This is a genomic window from Leuconostoc pseudomesenteroides KCTC 3652 (genome assembly GCF_014634745.1).
Classification (GTDB): domain Bacteria; phylum Bacillota; class Bacilli; order Lactobacillales; family Lactobacillaceae; genus Leuconostoc; species Leuconostoc pseudomesenteroides.
The window spans coordinates 450,053-465,898 of sequence record NZ_BMBP01000001.1 but is presented as its reverse complement, the minus strand read 5'-3'; the positions used below and the strand labels follow the sequence as shown (position 1 = coordinate 465,898).

Annotated in this window: 13 protein-coding genes; 12 read left to right on the top strand and 1 reads right to left on the bottom strand. The window is 40.2% G+C overall.

Annotation, left to right across the window (positions count from 1 at the left end):
* Positions 1-35 precede the first annotated feature (35 nt).
* The 12 genes from IEU65_RS02235 to IEU65_RS02180 all read left to right on the top strand — a co-directional run bounded on the left by IEU65_RS02235 (position 36) and on the right by IEU65_RS02180 (position 14,758).
* The gene (locus IEU65_RS02235; RefSeq protein WP_010278609.1) at positions 36-404 is read left to right on the top strand and encodes a winged helix-turn-helix transcriptional regulator; all 369 of its coding nucleotides are present in this window, start codon (positions 36-38) and stop codon (positions 402-404) included.
* Between the two features lie 256 nt (positions 405-660).
* Positions 661-1,710, top strand: coding sequence for a phenylalanine--tRNA ligase subunit alpha (pheS, locus tag IEU65_RS02230; protein ID WP_010278606.1), 1,050 nt, complete (start codon positions 661-663; stop codon positions 1,708-1,710).
* A 2-nt stretch (positions 1,711-1,712) separates the two neighbouring features.
* Positions 1,713-4,169 carry a phenylalanine--tRNA ligase subunit beta gene (gene pheT / locus IEU65_RS02225; RefSeq protein ID WP_010278603.1) on the top strand — a complete coding sequence of 819 codons (2,457 nt, stop codon included), beginning with the start codon at positions 1,713-1,715 and terminating at the stop codon, positions 4,167-4,169.
* Between the two features lie 80 nt (positions 4,170-4,249).
* On the top strand, positions 4,250-5,536 hold the full coding sequence (murA, locus tag IEU65_RS02220) for a UDP-N-acetylglucosamine 1-carboxyvinyltransferase (protein ID WP_010278601.1): 1,287 nt from the start codon (positions 4,250-4,252) through the stop codon (positions 5,534-5,536).
* 92 nt (positions 5,537-5,628) lie between these two features.
* Positions 5,629-5,895 carry a type B 50S ribosomal protein L31 gene (locus IEU65_RS02215; RefSeq protein WP_010278597.1) on the top strand — a complete coding sequence of 89 codons (267 nt, stop codon included), beginning with the start codon at positions 5,629-5,631 and terminating at the stop codon, positions 5,893-5,895.
* A gap of 39 nt (positions 5,896-5,934) precedes the next feature.
* Entirely contained in the window at positions 5,935-7,326 is a 1,392-nt protein-coding gene (gene rlmD, locus IEU65_RS02210) for a 23S rRNA (uracil(1939)-C(5))-methyltransferase RlmD (RefSeq protein WP_010278594.1), read from the top strand.
* Between the two features lies 1 nt (position 7,327).
* Positions 7,328-8,656: a UDP-N-acetylmuramoyl-tripeptide--D-alanyl-D-alanine ligase gene (locus tag IEU65_RS02205; protein ID WP_010278590.1), complete on the top strand. Its 1,329-nt coding sequence runs from the start codon at positions 7,328-7,330 to the stop codon at positions 8,654-8,656.
* A 23-nt stretch (positions 8,657-8,679) separates the two neighbouring features.
* Positions 8,680-9,822 carry a serine hydrolase domain-containing protein gene (locus IEU65_RS02200; protein WP_010278586.1) on the top strand — a complete coding sequence of 381 codons (1,143 nt, stop codon included), beginning with the start codon at positions 8,680-8,682 and terminating at the stop codon, positions 9,820-9,822.
* Positions 9,823-9,857: 35 nt separating this feature from the next.
* On the top strand, positions 9,858-11,408 hold the full coding sequence (gene cshA, locus IEU65_RS02195) for a degradosome RNA helicase CshA (protein ID WP_010278583.1): 1,551 nt from the start codon (positions 9,858-9,860) through the stop codon (positions 11,406-11,408).
* Positions 11,409-11,539: 131 nt separating this feature from the next.
* Positions 11,540-12,721: a bifunctional folylpolyglutamate synthase/dihydrofolate synthase gene (locus IEU65_RS02190; RefSeq protein WP_010278581.1), complete on the top strand. Its 1,182-nt coding sequence runs from the start codon at positions 11,540-11,542 to the stop codon at positions 12,719-12,721.
* On the top strand, positions 12,711-14,108 hold the full coding sequence (locus tag IEU65_RS02185; RefSeq protein WP_010278578.1) for an MFS transporter: 1,398 nt from the start codon (positions 12,711-12,713) through the stop codon (positions 14,106-14,108). Before IEU65_RS02190 ends, IEU65_RS02185 begins: the two co-directional genes overlap by 11 nt.
* A 26-nt stretch (positions 14,109-14,134) precedes the next feature.
* Positions 14,135-14,758 (top strand): JAB domain-containing protein, encoded by a 624-nt coding sequence (locus tag IEU65_RS02180; RefSeq protein WP_010278575.1) that lies wholly within the window; start codon positions 14,135-14,137, stop codon positions 14,756-14,758.
* A 5-nt stretch (positions 14,759-14,763) separates the two neighbouring features.
* Here the strand turns inward: IEU65_RS02180 and IEU65_RS02175 are convergent, their stop codons facing one another.
* Positions 14,764-15,732: a thymidylate synthase gene (locus IEU65_RS02175; protein ID WP_010278573.1), complete on the bottom strand. Its 969-nt coding sequence runs from the start codon at positions 15,730-15,732 to the stop codon at positions 14,764-14,766.
* Between the last annotated feature and the right edge of the window lie 114 nt (positions 15,733-15,846).

Genomic DNA, 15,846 nt, shown 5'->3' with positions numbered 1-15,846 from the left:
TGTTAGAATGAACACAAGAGCCTGGAGGAATAATTATGGCAAAGTTGGCAGAACATACAGAAAATCTTTTATGTCAAAATTTTACAAAAACATTCGAAATTCTTGGTCGTAAATGGAACGGAATGATTATTGAAACGTTACTGGTCAGTGGTCCAAAGCGGTTTTTAGAAATTTCACGTGCTATTCCAGCTTGCTCAGACCGCGTTTTGGTCGAGCGTTTAAAAGAACTAGAAGCAGCGCATTTAGTGATTCGTCAAACTTATGAAGATTCTAATTTGATTGAATACAAATTGACTGAGGCTGGCGAAGCGATGCGACCAATGATGAAAGCAGTTCACGAATGGGCTGATAAATTCAATAATGTTGCAAAACTCGAAGTGCCTGACAGCATGACAGAAGTTTGATACAATAGACATAGTAAGATTGCGATGAATGACCTAGTAATGATTAAGCGCCAATAGCGAGCGGTGAATAGTGGAAGACCGTGGGTAGCTAATGATGAATTTCAGTCAGGAGTAATGGCTTAATCGCCAACGCTAGTCCACGTTACGGACACCAAAGCTGGCGATGTTCAGAAATTTGGGTGGTACCGCGTTTATTTGACGTCCCATGTTATCTTTTTTGAGATAACATGGGATTTTTTGTTAGAAAGGAAAAATGATGAGTTTAATTGATGATTTAAAACAGCTGAAACAATCTGCTGTTTCACGTATTAATTCACAAGATGCCGATATTGAACAATTGCGTGTTAAATTATTGGGCAAAAAAGGTGAGTTGACTGCTTTATTGAAGGGCATGAAGGATGTCGCTGCTGAAAATCGTAAAGCAGTCGGTGAAATTGGCAATGATGTTCGGCAAACGATTACTGAATTATTGGCCGAAAAAAAAGCTGCTGAGGCAGAAGCAGCTTTGTCCAAGCAGTTGGAAGCAGAAAAAATTGACGTCACAATGCCAGGCACCAAAGCACTAATTGGTCAACCGCACGTATTACAACAGATTATTGATGAAATTGAGCAACATTTTTTGGGTCTTGGCTTTCAAGTAATTGATGATACAGTTGATTCACCAGAAGTTGAGACGGATGAGTATAATTTCGAAAGAGAAAACTTGCCTAAAGATCATCCAGCCCGTGACATGCAGGATACATTTTATATTACGCCAGAAATTTTGCTTCGCACGCAGACCTCACCTGTTCAGTCACGTTCATTAGAGAAACATGATTTTTCTAAGGGGCCTCTTAAAATGATTGCACCGGGAAAAGTTTACCGTCGTGATACTGATGATGCCACACATTCGCACCAATTCCATCAAGTTGAAGGCATGGTTGTTGGTGAAAATATTACTATGGCAGACTTAAAGGGCACTTTATTATCCGTTATGCAGGAATTGTTCGGCGAAAAGCATCAAATTCGGATGCGCCCATCATACTTTCCATTTACGGAACCGTCTGTTGAAGTCGATGTTTCCTGGGATGAGGTGACACCTGATACAAAACCAGAAGATATTAAATGGATTGAAGTTTTGGGAGCGGGTATGACGCATCCCAATGTATTACGCATGGACGGTGTTGATCCTGAAAAATATTCAGGGTTTGCCTTTGGATTGGGACCGGATCGACTTGCAATGTTGAAGTATGGTGTAGATGATATTCGACAATTCTATCTGAATGATGTTCGGTTTTTGTCACAATTTAATCGGAAGGGGAATTAATCATGAAAACGAGTTTAGCTTGGTTAAATGAATATTTGGATGAGCCGCTTGCTTTGGATGAGGTTGCTGTTAATCAACTGGCTGAGCAAGTTGCGCGTACAAGTGTTGAAATTGATAGCTATACCACTATTGCGCGACAACAAGATGGTTTGGTTGTGGCAAAGGTTTTGAGCGTTAACCCACATCCAGATTCAGATCATATGGTTATTACACAGATTGATGCTGGTGAATCTGAACCGATTCAAATTGTTACTGGAGCGCCCAATGTCGCTGCCGGTCAATTTGTTATTTTGGCCAAAGTTGGTGCCCATATTATCAATCATGGTAGTGGCGAATTAGTGACGCTTTCTGCAGTGTCATTACGAGGACAAATGTCTTATGGCATGTTGGTTGCGTTACAAGAAATAGGATTTGATAACAAGATTGCACCTAAAGATTTTGAGGCCGGTATTTATGTTTTTGGACCAGATGATGGTGTAAAACCTGGCGATGACGCAATTGCGGCTTTGGGGATGAATGAACCAGTCTTAGATACGGACCTAACACCAAATCGCTCTGATATGCTTTCAATGATCGGAACAGCATATGAGTTTGGCGCAATGCGACAGGTGAAGGTTCAAGAACCCGACTTTGAATTAATTGAATATGAAACACCGGCCGATAGCCAGATATCGATTCAGATTGATGACCCGTCTTTGGCACCAAAATACGCATTGCGGGTTGTAAATCAAGTTACGGTGAAGGATTCACCGCTGTGGTTACAAAAAAAGTTGTGGAACGCAGGCATGAGGCCAATCAATAATATAGTTGATATTACCAACTATATGATGTTAATGTATGGACAACCCCTACATGCCTTTGATTTGGACAAGTTATCACACAAAGATATTCATGTTCGTCTTGCCAATGATAATGAGTCTTTGGTCACATTAGACGGTCAAAATCGGGCACTTCGATCTGGAAAAGATATTGTCATTGCCAGCGGACAAGATGGTTTAATGTTAGCCGGTGTTATGGGTGGCACTAGTTCAGAAGTTGATGCCAACACCAAAAATATTGTGATTGAAGGTGCTATTTTTAATCCAAGTCTTATTCGCGCCACAGCACGTCGACATAATTTGCATTCAGAAGCTTCGGCACGATTTGAACGTGGTGTTAACTGGGACAATACGTTCACTGCTTTAGATCATGCTGCAAGTTTGGCAGATGATTTAGCTGATGGTCAGGTGGCACGTGGTCGTATCGAAGCGGCTAATCAGCAACGTGAAGCCGTGCATCTTTCATTAACTGCTAAACGGGTTAATCAAATATTGGGCACATCTCTTGATGTGGCTGCAATTGCAGGTTATTTTGATCAATTAGCATTCACATATCAGATTAATGGTGATCAGATTTTAGTTGATGTTCCTGCGCGGAGACCAGATATCAGTATCGAAGCAGATTTGATTGAAGAAGTGGCAAGACTATTTGGTTATGATAATTTGCCATTGACATTACCGTATGGTCCAACAACGCCAGGTAAGTTGAGCTTGCTGCAACGTCAAATCAGAGGGACTCGACGTATTTTGGAATCATTGGGATTAAATCAGGCCATTTCCTATGTCTTAACGACACCCAACAAGGCACAACTATTTGCTGAAAATTCGGCAGACAGCGTCGTGACACTTGACTATCCAATGAGCTCGGATCGAACAACTGCACGACAAAATTTATTGGCTGGTCTTTTAGATGATGTTGTTTATAATGCAGCACACGCTGTTCATGATATTGCGCTATATGAGCAAGGACGTGTTTTTATTGCCAAACAAGAAGATCAGCAGCCAGCAGAAATTGAACATGTGGCTGGGGTATTAACGGGTAGTCGTCTTGAATCAACTTGGCAAAAGGGTAAACAGGCAAAAGCAGTTGATTTCTATGATATGAAGGGTGTGGTTGAAAGTTACTTACAACAGATTGGTGTAAGTGACGTCAGTTATCAAGCAACAAGTCGCCATCTTAATATGCATCCTGGCCAAACAGCCGATGTCTATGCGGGCACAGAATACTTGGGATTTGTAGGACAAATTCATCCGCGTTTGACGAAAGCGCAAAAATTGTCACCAGTGTTCGGTTTCGAGTTGAATATTTTTGCTGTGTTGAAAAATGTCCATTCGAGTGTCTCTTATCGGCCTATTTCACGCTTTCCTCAAATGAGCCGAGACATAGCGCTGCTAGTAGACAGCCAGGTTTCATCAGCTGAAATTGAAGATACCATTCACAAAACTGCTGGGCATCATTTAGTTGATGTGACATTATTTGATGAATATACAGGTAATAATTTACCAGAAAACAAGAAGTCTTTGGCTTATACTCTGACGTATCAAGATAATGATGAAACGCTTGTTGAGGCTGAGGTTAATGCTGATTTTGAAAGCGTTATAAGCGGATTACAATCGCAATTTAATGTGACGATTCGTTGATTATTTTTCTAATTTAATTTGAGTTGTGCTTGAAAACACGTTATAATTGAATGCAGACTATAAAGTTACAGGATAATTTCATGGCAAAAATAATCGTACAAGGCGGCCATCGTTTACGTGGTGAAGTCACTATTGGTGGCGCTAAAAATTCAACAGTAGCACTGATTCCAGCGGCAATTTTAGCTGATACACCAGTTAAATTTGATACAGTGCCACAAATTTTGGATGTCAAGAATTTGCAGCTAATTTTGCAAGCAATGAATGTCAGTTCAACGTTTGAAAATGGTGAATTGACAATTGACCCAACACATATTACTGAAAGTGATTTACCAAGCGGTGCAATTAAGTCGTTGCGGGCCTCATACTATTTTATGGGCGCCTTACTAGGCCGTTTTGGTCGTGCGACAGTAACTTTCCCTGGTGGTGATAATTTAGGACGACGTCCAATTGACCAACACATCAAAGGATTTGAGGCGTTGGGAGCGACGGTGACTGAAGTCAACGATATTATTCACATAGACGCTACCAGCCATGGCTTGATTGGTGCGCGTGTCGCTCTGGATACAGTTTCTGTGGGTGCAACAATTAATATTATCTTGGCAGCCGTGCGTGCTAAAGGGCAGACGATCATTGAAAATGCTGCACGTGAGCCTGAAATTATCGATATCGTAACATTCTTAAATAACATGGGTGCTAGTATTCGTGGTGCTGGAACCGATACAATTCGTATTGCTGGCGTACCTAGTTTGAAAGCGCGAAACACACATACGGTTATTCCGGATCGGATTGAGGCTGGCACGTATATGAGTATGGCTGCTGCATTCGGTGACGGCGTAACGATTAAAAACGTCATTCCAGAACATTTAGAATCATATACGTCTAAACTGATTGAAATGGGCGTTAACTTAGATATTGGTGAAGATGCCATTCATGTTTATAAGTCTGATGAATTAAAGCCTGTGGCTATTAAGACAATGCCTTATCCTGGTTTTGCGACTGACCTGCAACAGCCAATTACACCGTTGCTATTGTTAGCCAAAGGCGAAAGTACAATTGTCGATACGATTTACCCCAAACGAGTGAAGCATATCGCTGAACTACGTCGAATGGGTGGCGATATTGATTCAGCTGTTCCTGGACAAATCAAAATCAATCAATCACCACGTCTATTAGGAACGAGCGTTCAGGCAGCAGAAATTCGAGCAGGGGCAGCACTTGTTATTGCTGCTATTATGGCAGAAGGCGAAACTGTCATTAATGATGCGGATCATATTTTGCGTGGTTATGATCGCATTCAAGAAAAGTTAAGCCATTTGGGCGCTGATGTGACAATTGAAGGGATTGATTTGATTAATTTGATGCCTTAAACAGTTGCATGTTAATAGAAATTTTGATACAATTATCTAGTTAATAACTGACTCTAGGTCACGAGACTTAGGGCGCTAAGGAGAAACGAATCATGCAAGCAGAAATTCACCCAGATTATCACGCAGTTGTGTTCGTCGATGCTTCAACAGGTAAGAAGTTCTTGTCAGCTTCTACTGTGACATCTGATACAACAACTGAATTTGAAGGTAAAGAGTATCCATCAATCCGTATGGATATTACATCAGACTCACACCCATTTTATACTGGTAAGCAAAAGTTTACTCAAGCCGATGGTGCAGTCGACAAGTTCAACAAAAAGTTTGCTGGATTTGGTTTCAAGAACAACGAAGACAAGTAATTGTTCATTCAAAAACGTTCACCTTGGTGAGCGTTTTTTATGTATGAGGGCAGAACTATCGCACGTACAATTTTACCGGTTAAATTAGGGCAGGAAATAACGGCAGTTGTGGATGACATTCGTATTGATGGCATGGGTATTGTTCACGTAACCGAACACTATCCTTTATATATTGCTGATGCTATTCCCAATGAGAAAATTCGTCTATGTGTCACACAGGTGGATAAATTTTCGGGTTATGCAAAAGTCATTGAGCGGATAGTATCTTCCGATGCCAGACAAAATAATCACCGTCAATACTTGATTGAAGCTGGTACAGCACCTCTGGTCAATTTAAAATATGAAGCACAATTGGTTTTGAAACAAAAGCAAATTCAAAAATTATTTGCCAAACAAGGTCTAACAGTGACTGTTGCACCAACTGTTGGAATGCGAAAGCCAACGTATTACCGTAATAAGACGATTGTACCGGTGAAGTGGCAAAATGAAAAATTAACCAGTGGATTTTATCGCCGTGGTAGTCATGAATTAGTGCCCATGACAGATTATTTTGTCAATGACCAAGCAATTGATCAAGCAATTGTAATCGTTAGAGATATTTTGGAAAAATATCAAATTTCAGCCTTTGATCCAGATACGCAGCAAGGTGCAATCCGTTATATTATGGTTCGGAGAGGTTATTATTCACATGAATTAATGGTGGTTTTAGTTTCTGACGTGCCAACTTTGCCTAATGAATCGGAAATTGTTAATGAAATACACACACAATTACCTGAATTAAAAAGCTTGCGATTAAATTATAGTCCAAAACGTGAGTATGTGTTGTTGAGTCCTAATAACAGGACTCTATGGGGCGAAGATGCCATTCATGATACGTTGTTAGGGTATGATTTTATTATTGGTCCTAATTCTTTCTATCAAGTTAACCCGCAAATGACTGAAATATTATACGATTTAGCAGCTCAAAAAGCTGAATTACAAGCGAATGATATTGTTATTGATGCGTATTCGGGCATTGGCACTATTGGTATTAGTGTGGCTAATCGTGTTAAAAAGGTGATTGGTGTTGAGGTTGTGCCTGGTGCGGTTGCTGATGCACAGTTGAATTTGGTTAATAATCAGATTACCAACGCGACATACATTTTAGCTGATGCGCCTGAGCAGTTTAAACGCTGGCAACAAGAAAGATTAAAACCGGATGTTGTATTTGTTGATCCGCCTCGGCGTGGGTTAACTGCTGAATTAATTGAAGCAACAGTTGATATGGGACCAAATCGATTTGTATATATTAGTTGCAATCCTGTAACACTTGCGAGAGATGCTGTTGAAATCATTCGACGAGGTTATCACATTGATGGCTCCATACTACCAGTTGACCAATTTCCACAAACGTCCCATGTGGAAAGCATAACTGTATTTCGAAAGGATTAGCATGAATTATTCGGTATCAAAAATAGGACAAATTTTACAAGCACCTGTTCAATTTGGAGATGTGGTTGTTAGCGGTGTTTCTTTTGACTCGCGTCAAGTTAAACCTGGTGATTTATTTGTGGCATTAGTAGCACAAAACGATGGACATGATTACATCGAACAAGCATTAAATCATGGCGCAGTAGCTGTACTTGCTGACAATCAACACCAAATACCATCAACTATTGCTGCCGTGATAGTGCCTGATACTTTAACGGCTCTGCAAAAGTTGGCGCGATATCGACGACAAGATATTAACCCCAAGGTTGTAGCAATCACAGGCTCTAATGGTAAAACGACCACCAAAGATATGGCTGCTGCAGTTTTTGCCACGAGGTATAAAACTTTCAAAACACCCGAAAACTTCAATAATGAAATCGGTGTACCGCTAACACTTTTGACGATGCCAGAAGACACTGAAGTGCTCGTTGTTGAATTGGGTATGGATCGGTTTGGGCAACTGTCTGTTTTGTCGGAATTGACATTGCCAGATGTCGCGATTATCACGATGATTGGCGAGGCGCATATTGAATTTTTCAAAACGCGTGCCAATATTGCTAAGGCAAAATTGGAAATCACCCAAGGACTAAAAGCTGACGGCACATTAATTATACCTTTTGATGAACCTTTGTTGACAACAGCTGCTATTAATCAATCGGTTGTTCATTTTGGAAAGAAAATCAGTGATATCGATGAAAATAAAGCTGAAACTTCTTTCACATTCGATGATACTCGATTTGCTATTCCGCTGAGAGGTCGGTATAATATAATGAATGCGCTCGCAGCGATTTCAGCGGGTATCTTATTACATATTGACACAAAAGACGCCGCAAAGGCACTAAAACATTTTGATTTGACTAAAAATCGTACTGAAACGCTCACGACAGCTCACGGCGTGACTTTGATTAGCGATGTTTATAATTCAAATCCAACTGCTGTAGCTGCCGTTTTGGCAACACTGAAAATGATTCCTAGTACACATCGGTACATTGTGCTAGGAGACATGTTAGAATTAGGCGAGCAAACGCAAAAATTGCACGCTGGTCTGGCAAAAACGGTGATAGAGGCGGATGTTGATGGCGTTTACTTGGTTGGAAAATTTATGGGGATGTATCTTTATCCCATTTTGCAACAGCGCTTTGATTCAACGCACTTGCACCAATATGAAACAGATCAGTTAGCCGAATTAATCACAGATTTACAGACGTTAGGTGAAAACGGGGACGTGATTTTGCTCAAAGCAAGTCACGGTATTCATCTTGAAAACGTTGTTAACGCATTAGTAAAATAATTTAATGTGTCGGGGACACACTTATGCAACGAAAGCAAAGTCGAAACATTAAGCGAAGGAAATGGGTGCTTGTAATTTTTTTACTGAGCTTGTTATTAGGTACTTTTTGGCCCTTAAAACTCAAAGAATCATCTGTTAAATTGAAGCCAATTAAAAATGATGACTTCAGCGTTAACAATGTCGCCATGTTAAGTACCAACGTCGTGCCTAAAGTTGCGTTGGCTAAAGATGCTGATAACCAGTTAAAGCAGGCGCACTATATTGGAACTGCATTAATTGTGCATAACAATAAAATTATTTTACAAAAAGGCTATGGTTACGCCGATGCTAAAACGAAACGTGTTAATGACGCCAAAACATTGTTTCAAATTGCATCAGTTCAAAAAGGATTAACAGCAACACTAGTTATGAAAGAAATTGAAGCAGGTAAGCTATCTTTTGATACAAAGCTGAGTCAGTTTTACCCTAATGTTGCTAATTCGGATAGAATTACAATAAGTGATTTGATAACAATGACTAGCGGGTTAAGTCAACATATACAGCCAGTAACTTTTGAATCAGAAGCGGATAATATTGATTTTTCTGCGGATCATGCGGTTGTTATTGGTGAGCCGGGTGTTGGTTATGGCTGGTCATATCAGGCGGTTAACTATCGCTTGTTGGCTGGCATATTGATGAAGGTGACACATAAAACTTATACGGAATTGTTTGAACAAATGTTTGATCGTCACTACCATTTAAATGCAGTGCAATATGATATGTTCAAAACGTCCGCTAATCGTGCGATTGGTTATGATGATTCATATGATAAGCCGTATAGTGATGACAATGTTGCCTATCATCGTGAAACAGGAACTGGTAACGTTGCAATGACAACAGGTAACCTGTATCGCTATTATTATTTGATGATTAACAAAAAGCTGATAGACAGTCCGGCACAGTTATGGCGAACTAAGCTTGGTGAAAGTTATGCTGCGGGGATGTATCATTTTCCAAAATATATGACCGCACATGGCATATTACCAGGTTATGAACCAACTGTAATTTTGTCAAAAAATGGACAGAATGCTGTTGTGCTATTGAGTAATCAGTATTACAAATCACATAGTTTCCAGCCACTAGCCAAAAAAATATTTACACAAATGACTGCCATTCCTGTAAAGTGAATGGCTTACGCACAATAGGTGCAAGGAGAAAAATTTTGAAATTTAGCGAATTAGGTTTGTCACAAGATATTTTAGATGCCATTAAAACACATGGTTATGTCGAAGCGACACCAATCCAAGAAAAAACAATTCCGTTGACATTATCAGGACGTGATGTCATTGGACAAGCGCAAACGGGAACTGGTAAAACAGCTGCTTTTGGTTTGCCAATTTTGGAACATATTGATTTAGAGAATAAAAACATTCAAGCTTTGATTGTTTCACCAACACGTGAATTGGCAATCCAAACGGCAGAAGAATTAAAAAAGCTTGGACATGATAAGCATGTTGATGTACAAGTTGTGTTTGGTGGCGCTGACATTCGCCGTCAAATTCAAAATTTGAAGTCACATCCACAAATACTTGTTGGTACACCGGGTCGTTTGCTAGACCACATTAACCGCAAAACAGTTAGATTGGATCACGTTCGTACACTTGTTCTAGACGAAGCCGATGAAATGTTGAACATGGGATTCTTGGATGATATTGAATCAATTATTGATAAGACACCAGCCGAGCGTCAGACGTTGTTATTCTCAGCTACAATGCCACCTGCTATTAAGCGTATTGGTGTTAAGTTCATGACTAACCCAGAGCATATTCAAATTGAAGCTAAAGAATTGACAACTGATTTGGTTGATCAATACTTTGTACGGATGCGTGAAAATGAAAAATTTGATACGATGACTCGTATTTTTGATGTGCAAGCACCAAAATTGGCCATTGTGTTTGGTCGCACAAAGCGTCGCGTGGAAGAATTAGCTCGTGGTTTAGAAGCTCGTGGTTATCATGCTGCTGGCTTACATGGTGATTTAACGCAACAAATGCGTTCACGTGTTTTGGCTCAGTTTAAATCACATGAAATCAATATTTTGGTGGCAACAGATGTCGCAGCTCGTGGCCTTGATGTTAAGGATGTTTCTCACGTCTATAACTTCGATATTCCACAAGATCCTGAAAGTTATGTGCACCGCATTGGCCGTACGGGCCGCGCGGGTGCTAAGGGTGTATCAGTGACATTTGTAGCACCAAATGAAATGGATTATCTACGTGCAGTTGAAGATTTGACTAAAAAACGTATGACGCCTCTCGAGCCTGCAACATTACAACAGGCTCGTGTTGGTAAAATTAATAATGCCGCTGGAGAAGTCGCAAAGTTAATTCAGTCAACTGATGTCGCAGAAATTCAAGATCAAGTTAATGCTTTGACTGCACAATATTCTGCTGAACAATTAGCGGCAGCCTTGTTATCTAGTGCAGCTGACTTAGAAAAGCAAAACACACCAGTAGAAATCACACGCGAACGTCCATTACCACGACGTAAGGGCGGTGGTTCACGCAATGGTGGCGGTCGCCGTGATGGTAATCGTGGTGGTGGCTATCGTGGTAATCGCAATCGACGTGGCAATGGTGATCGTAGTAATGATCGCCGTGGTACAAGTGAACGTCGCTTTGGTGATTACAAGCGTCGTGATGGTCGTTCAAATGAGAGCCGCCGTAATAGCGGCGGGAATCGCCGAGAATTTACCGTTCGTGAAAAAGGCTAAAATGCCGTTGCTCGAGTAAATAGTAAGAGAAATAAACACGATGAAACCGTCCAAACAAAATGGACGGCTTTTATTTTTTAAAATGATATGAGATTATAATGGGTGTAAGAATATCTTTGATGGAGGAAGACATGAGAACAGTTGCAGAAGCCATTGCCTATATTCATAGTCGCCCAAAAGGCGGGCAAAAGGAGTCACTAGAACGCATGCACGCCTTACTTGATCGTTTGGGCAATCCAGAAAAGATTCTGCCACCAGCGATTCATGTTACAGGAACTAACGGAAAAGGTTCAGTTGCTACGATGTCCAGCAACATATTACAATCTGCCGGACTTCATACGGGTTTGTTTATTTCACCGTTCATCACCGATTTTCGGGAGCGAATTCAAATTGATAATAAAATGATTGCATCAGAGGATTTGTTATCGGTCACTCAAGATGTCGCGGACATTTTAATTGACCTAGATTGTGAGTTGGCACCGGATATTCCGACTGAATTCGAAGTTTTGACAGCTATTATGTTTACTTTTTTTGCGCGACAAGACCTTGATGCGCTAGTGATTGAAGTTGGTATCGGTGGTTTGCTTGACTCGACCAATGTAATGCCAAATGCCCGTGTGGCTGTCATTACAAGCGTTGGTTTAGATCATCAAGCCCTATTGGGTCCGACTATTGCTGATATTGCCCGTCAAAAGGCAGGTATTATTCACAAGAACATGCCTGTGGTTATTGGTCAAATTTCTAGTGAAGCGCTATCTGTTATTAAAGAACATGCTACGAATGTTATAGTCGGCCAATTGGGCGAGTTTAAACCTGGATTACCCGGAGAGTATCAAATTGTGAATACAGCTACTGCGGTCGCGGCTGTACGTGCTTTTGATAAACGTATTCCAAATTCTGCCATCATTCATGGTTTGGCGTCAACGCGATTTCCCGCACGGTTTGAGTTGCTGAATAAAAGCCTAATGATTGACGGTGCTCATAATGCGCAAGGGCTACATGCCTTGTACAAAGCACTAATCAATTCTTATCCAACGGGTAAGATTCACTTAATTATTGGTAGTTTAATGGATAAAAATGTGACTGATTCTTTTTCTGAAATTTTAGCGCAGAATCGTTTTGCCATTACCTTAGTGCCGTTTACTGGACCAAATGGTAGACATAGTTTGAATATTGAAGCAACTGCCAAAAAATATCCAGTGGGCACGGCAGTAAACTGGCAAACAGCCCTCAGACAATCTGACGCTGATTTAACAGTATTAACGGGTTCGTTGTATTTTGTAAGTAAAGTGAGAGAAGAGTATGCAAAGTGAAAAATTATCATTACGCTTAGTTTTTAGCGTTTTGGCAATTGGAATTTTAGGGTTTACTGATATTATGTTAGAAACAGCATTAAATGTTAGTTTCCCGATATTAATGACAGAATTTAATGTCACGTCTAATGTCGTGCAGTGGTTGACGTCTGGTGTTATTTTACTGACCAGCATGGTGGTTATCTTATCACCATGGTTAAAGAAAAATTTTACTAACCGCAGTCAATTTATCACTGCAACTATTATTTCTTTAATTGGTGTGTTAATTAATGCTATTAGTGGCGATTTTGGCTGGACATTATTTGGGCGTCTGTTACAAGGCATTGGCGGTGGCGTTGGTTTTCCTTTAATGTATAACGTGATTTTTGAACAAGTACCAGAGAAAAAGCGCGGAACGATGGTTGGATTGGGGTCATTGATTATCTCGTTTGCCCCAGCCATTGGACCAGCATTTGGTGGGTTTTTAACACAAAATTACGGTTGGCATATGGTATTTTGGGTAGTGCTACCGATTCAACTTTTTTCACTCGTATTAGGTTGGTGGACCATTCAACAGGTTGCACCATTAAAAAAAGAGAAGCTAGATTTAATCGGTTGGCTACTCCTGAGTATTTTTTTTGTGGCGGGTATTTCTGTTATCGAACGAACGAGCACTCATGGATTGATCAATACTTTGAGTTTGAGCATGATTGTGGCGATGATAGTTGGGTTAGTGGGGTATCTATTTCACGCAAAGCGAATTGCTAACCCACTGATTAATCCGGCAATTTTTAAATATAAAACTTTTCGTTTTGGTATGGCAGCTTCATTTACAACGCAGGTTGTTAATTTAACGTTTAATTATGCGGTGCCAATGGTTTTACAGATTGTATTATTGCAAAACTCGCAAGTAGCAGGATTGGCATTACTACCTGGGGCACTGGGATATGCGCTGATGGCTATTTTGTCAGGTAGGCTATATGATCGCTTTGGTGCGCGTGTGCCAATCATTACCGGCTTGATATTAATGTTGATAGGGACTGTTTTGATGGCATTCTTGCCGATTAGTTTGACTTGGTTAACACTTGGCTTTATGGTCATTCAAATTGGTGCTGGTTTTTGGTTTGGAAATAACATGACTTTCACAATTAGTCAGGTGCCAGTGAATTTCCAGAGTGCCGGTAATTCAATTTTTTCAGCAACTAATAATTACTCTGCGGCCATTGGTATTGCCTTAGCTGCCGGCATTATTGCAACTTTTCAAAAGCACGCGGACGATGCTCGCGACTTGGTCGTAGCAACGCATTCAGGCACGATTTGGACGTTTAGGGTTGATGTTGTGTTGATTGTGTTGTCTGCCATTTTGTCATTAAGTGCATTACATTTTGGGAGAAAGAGACTGTACTAACGTATTATGTTGTAGAGGCAAACAACATGATTACTAATAAAATTAAACAATTTTACAGACTATTTGGCCAAGATGAAAACCATGCACTACGTAATTTTCAACGTTACTTTCCTGAACCTTATACATTAAATGAAATAACACATGATACAGCTGAGGACTTTGTCTCACATAATGAAGTTGCGAATCAAGCGTTATTGATCGGTGTTGAAATAGGAAAAGCAGTTGCTTTTCAAAAAAGACAGGTTTTACTGAACGCAAAATATTCGACTAAAATGGGGACATTTGCGCAAAAAAAAATCGGGCATTTACCTCAGGAACAGCTGTGCTTGGCGCTTTTAGATGCACAGCTAAACGTTATTGGTTGGGAAACGGTTTTTGTGGGTACTGTGAGTCATGTGCAAGCGTCACCTAGAGAAATTTTTCAACGTGTTTTGAAAGCAAATGCTGTGGGATTTATGATTGTTCATAATCATCCGAGTGGTTATGTCATGCCATCTAAAGCAGATATTGTTTTTAGTCAGCGACTAGCAACACTTGGCCAACAAATGGATATTCATTTGTTTGATTCATTTGTTGTGACGCACAGTGATTATTGGAGTATGTCTGAAAAGAAGCAATTAAAAAAGCTATCCCGCAGTAATCAGGGATAGCTTTTTTAAACGGCAACAGGTGCTTTGATAGCTGGTTCGCTATCGTAATCCAAAACTTTGATGTCATCCATCGTGTAGTCAAAGAGTGACTTTACTTCTGGATTTAGCCAGAGTTTTGGTAGTTTGTGCATTGGTCGTGAGAGTTGCTCGTTAATTTGATCAATATGGTTGTTATAAATATGTGTATCGCCAATTGTATGAATAAAATCGCCGACTTCATAGCCAGTTTGGGCAGCAACCATATGAAGCAATAGGGAGTATGAAGCAATGTTAAACGGCACACCAAGGAAAAAGTCACCGGAGCGTTGATATAGTTGTAAACTAAGCTTACCATCAGCAACATAGAATTGACTTAAAACGTGGCAAGAAGGTAGAGGTGCTTGAGGTGTGGTTTCAGCGTTCCATGCCGTCAAGATTAATCGCCGAGAATCAGGGGTTGTTTTGATTTGATTGATAAGACGATTGACTTGATCAATCGTGTCTTCACCGGCAGTTAAGCTGTTTGTTTTCCAACCACGCCATAATTTACCATAAACATCACCAATGTAGCCGTACGTTTCCTTAAAATCGTCATCATGAAGGATTTTGTCGACAAAAATAGCTTTTTGTTCCTGATAGGCTTTGTTGAATTCAGCATCATGCTGTGAGCGTTGGCCAAAGCCGCTCATATCAGGGCCATCATAGGCATCAGATTCAACCCAGTTTTTAAAAGCCCATTCATCCCAAATATGGTTATTGTGTTCGAGCAAAAAACGAATGTTATTGTCACCACGTAAAAACCATAAAAGTTCACTTTTAATTAAGCCGAAAAAGACCTTTTTTGTGGTTAAGAGTGGAAACCCTTCCTGTAAATTAAAACGCATTTGTGTGCCAAACAGTGAATGTGTGCCGGTTCCGGTACGGTCACCTTTTAAAGTACCCTCATCGAGAATTTTTTGTGCTAGATCTAAGTATTGCTGTTCATTTTGAGACATGTTTTTTATTGTACGCGCTTTAGCTATTTTGGATAGTTTGACACGCGTGATTCCTTTCAAAAATCATTACTTAAATATTAACGAAAACGCGATTTAATAGCAAATTTGTACGCT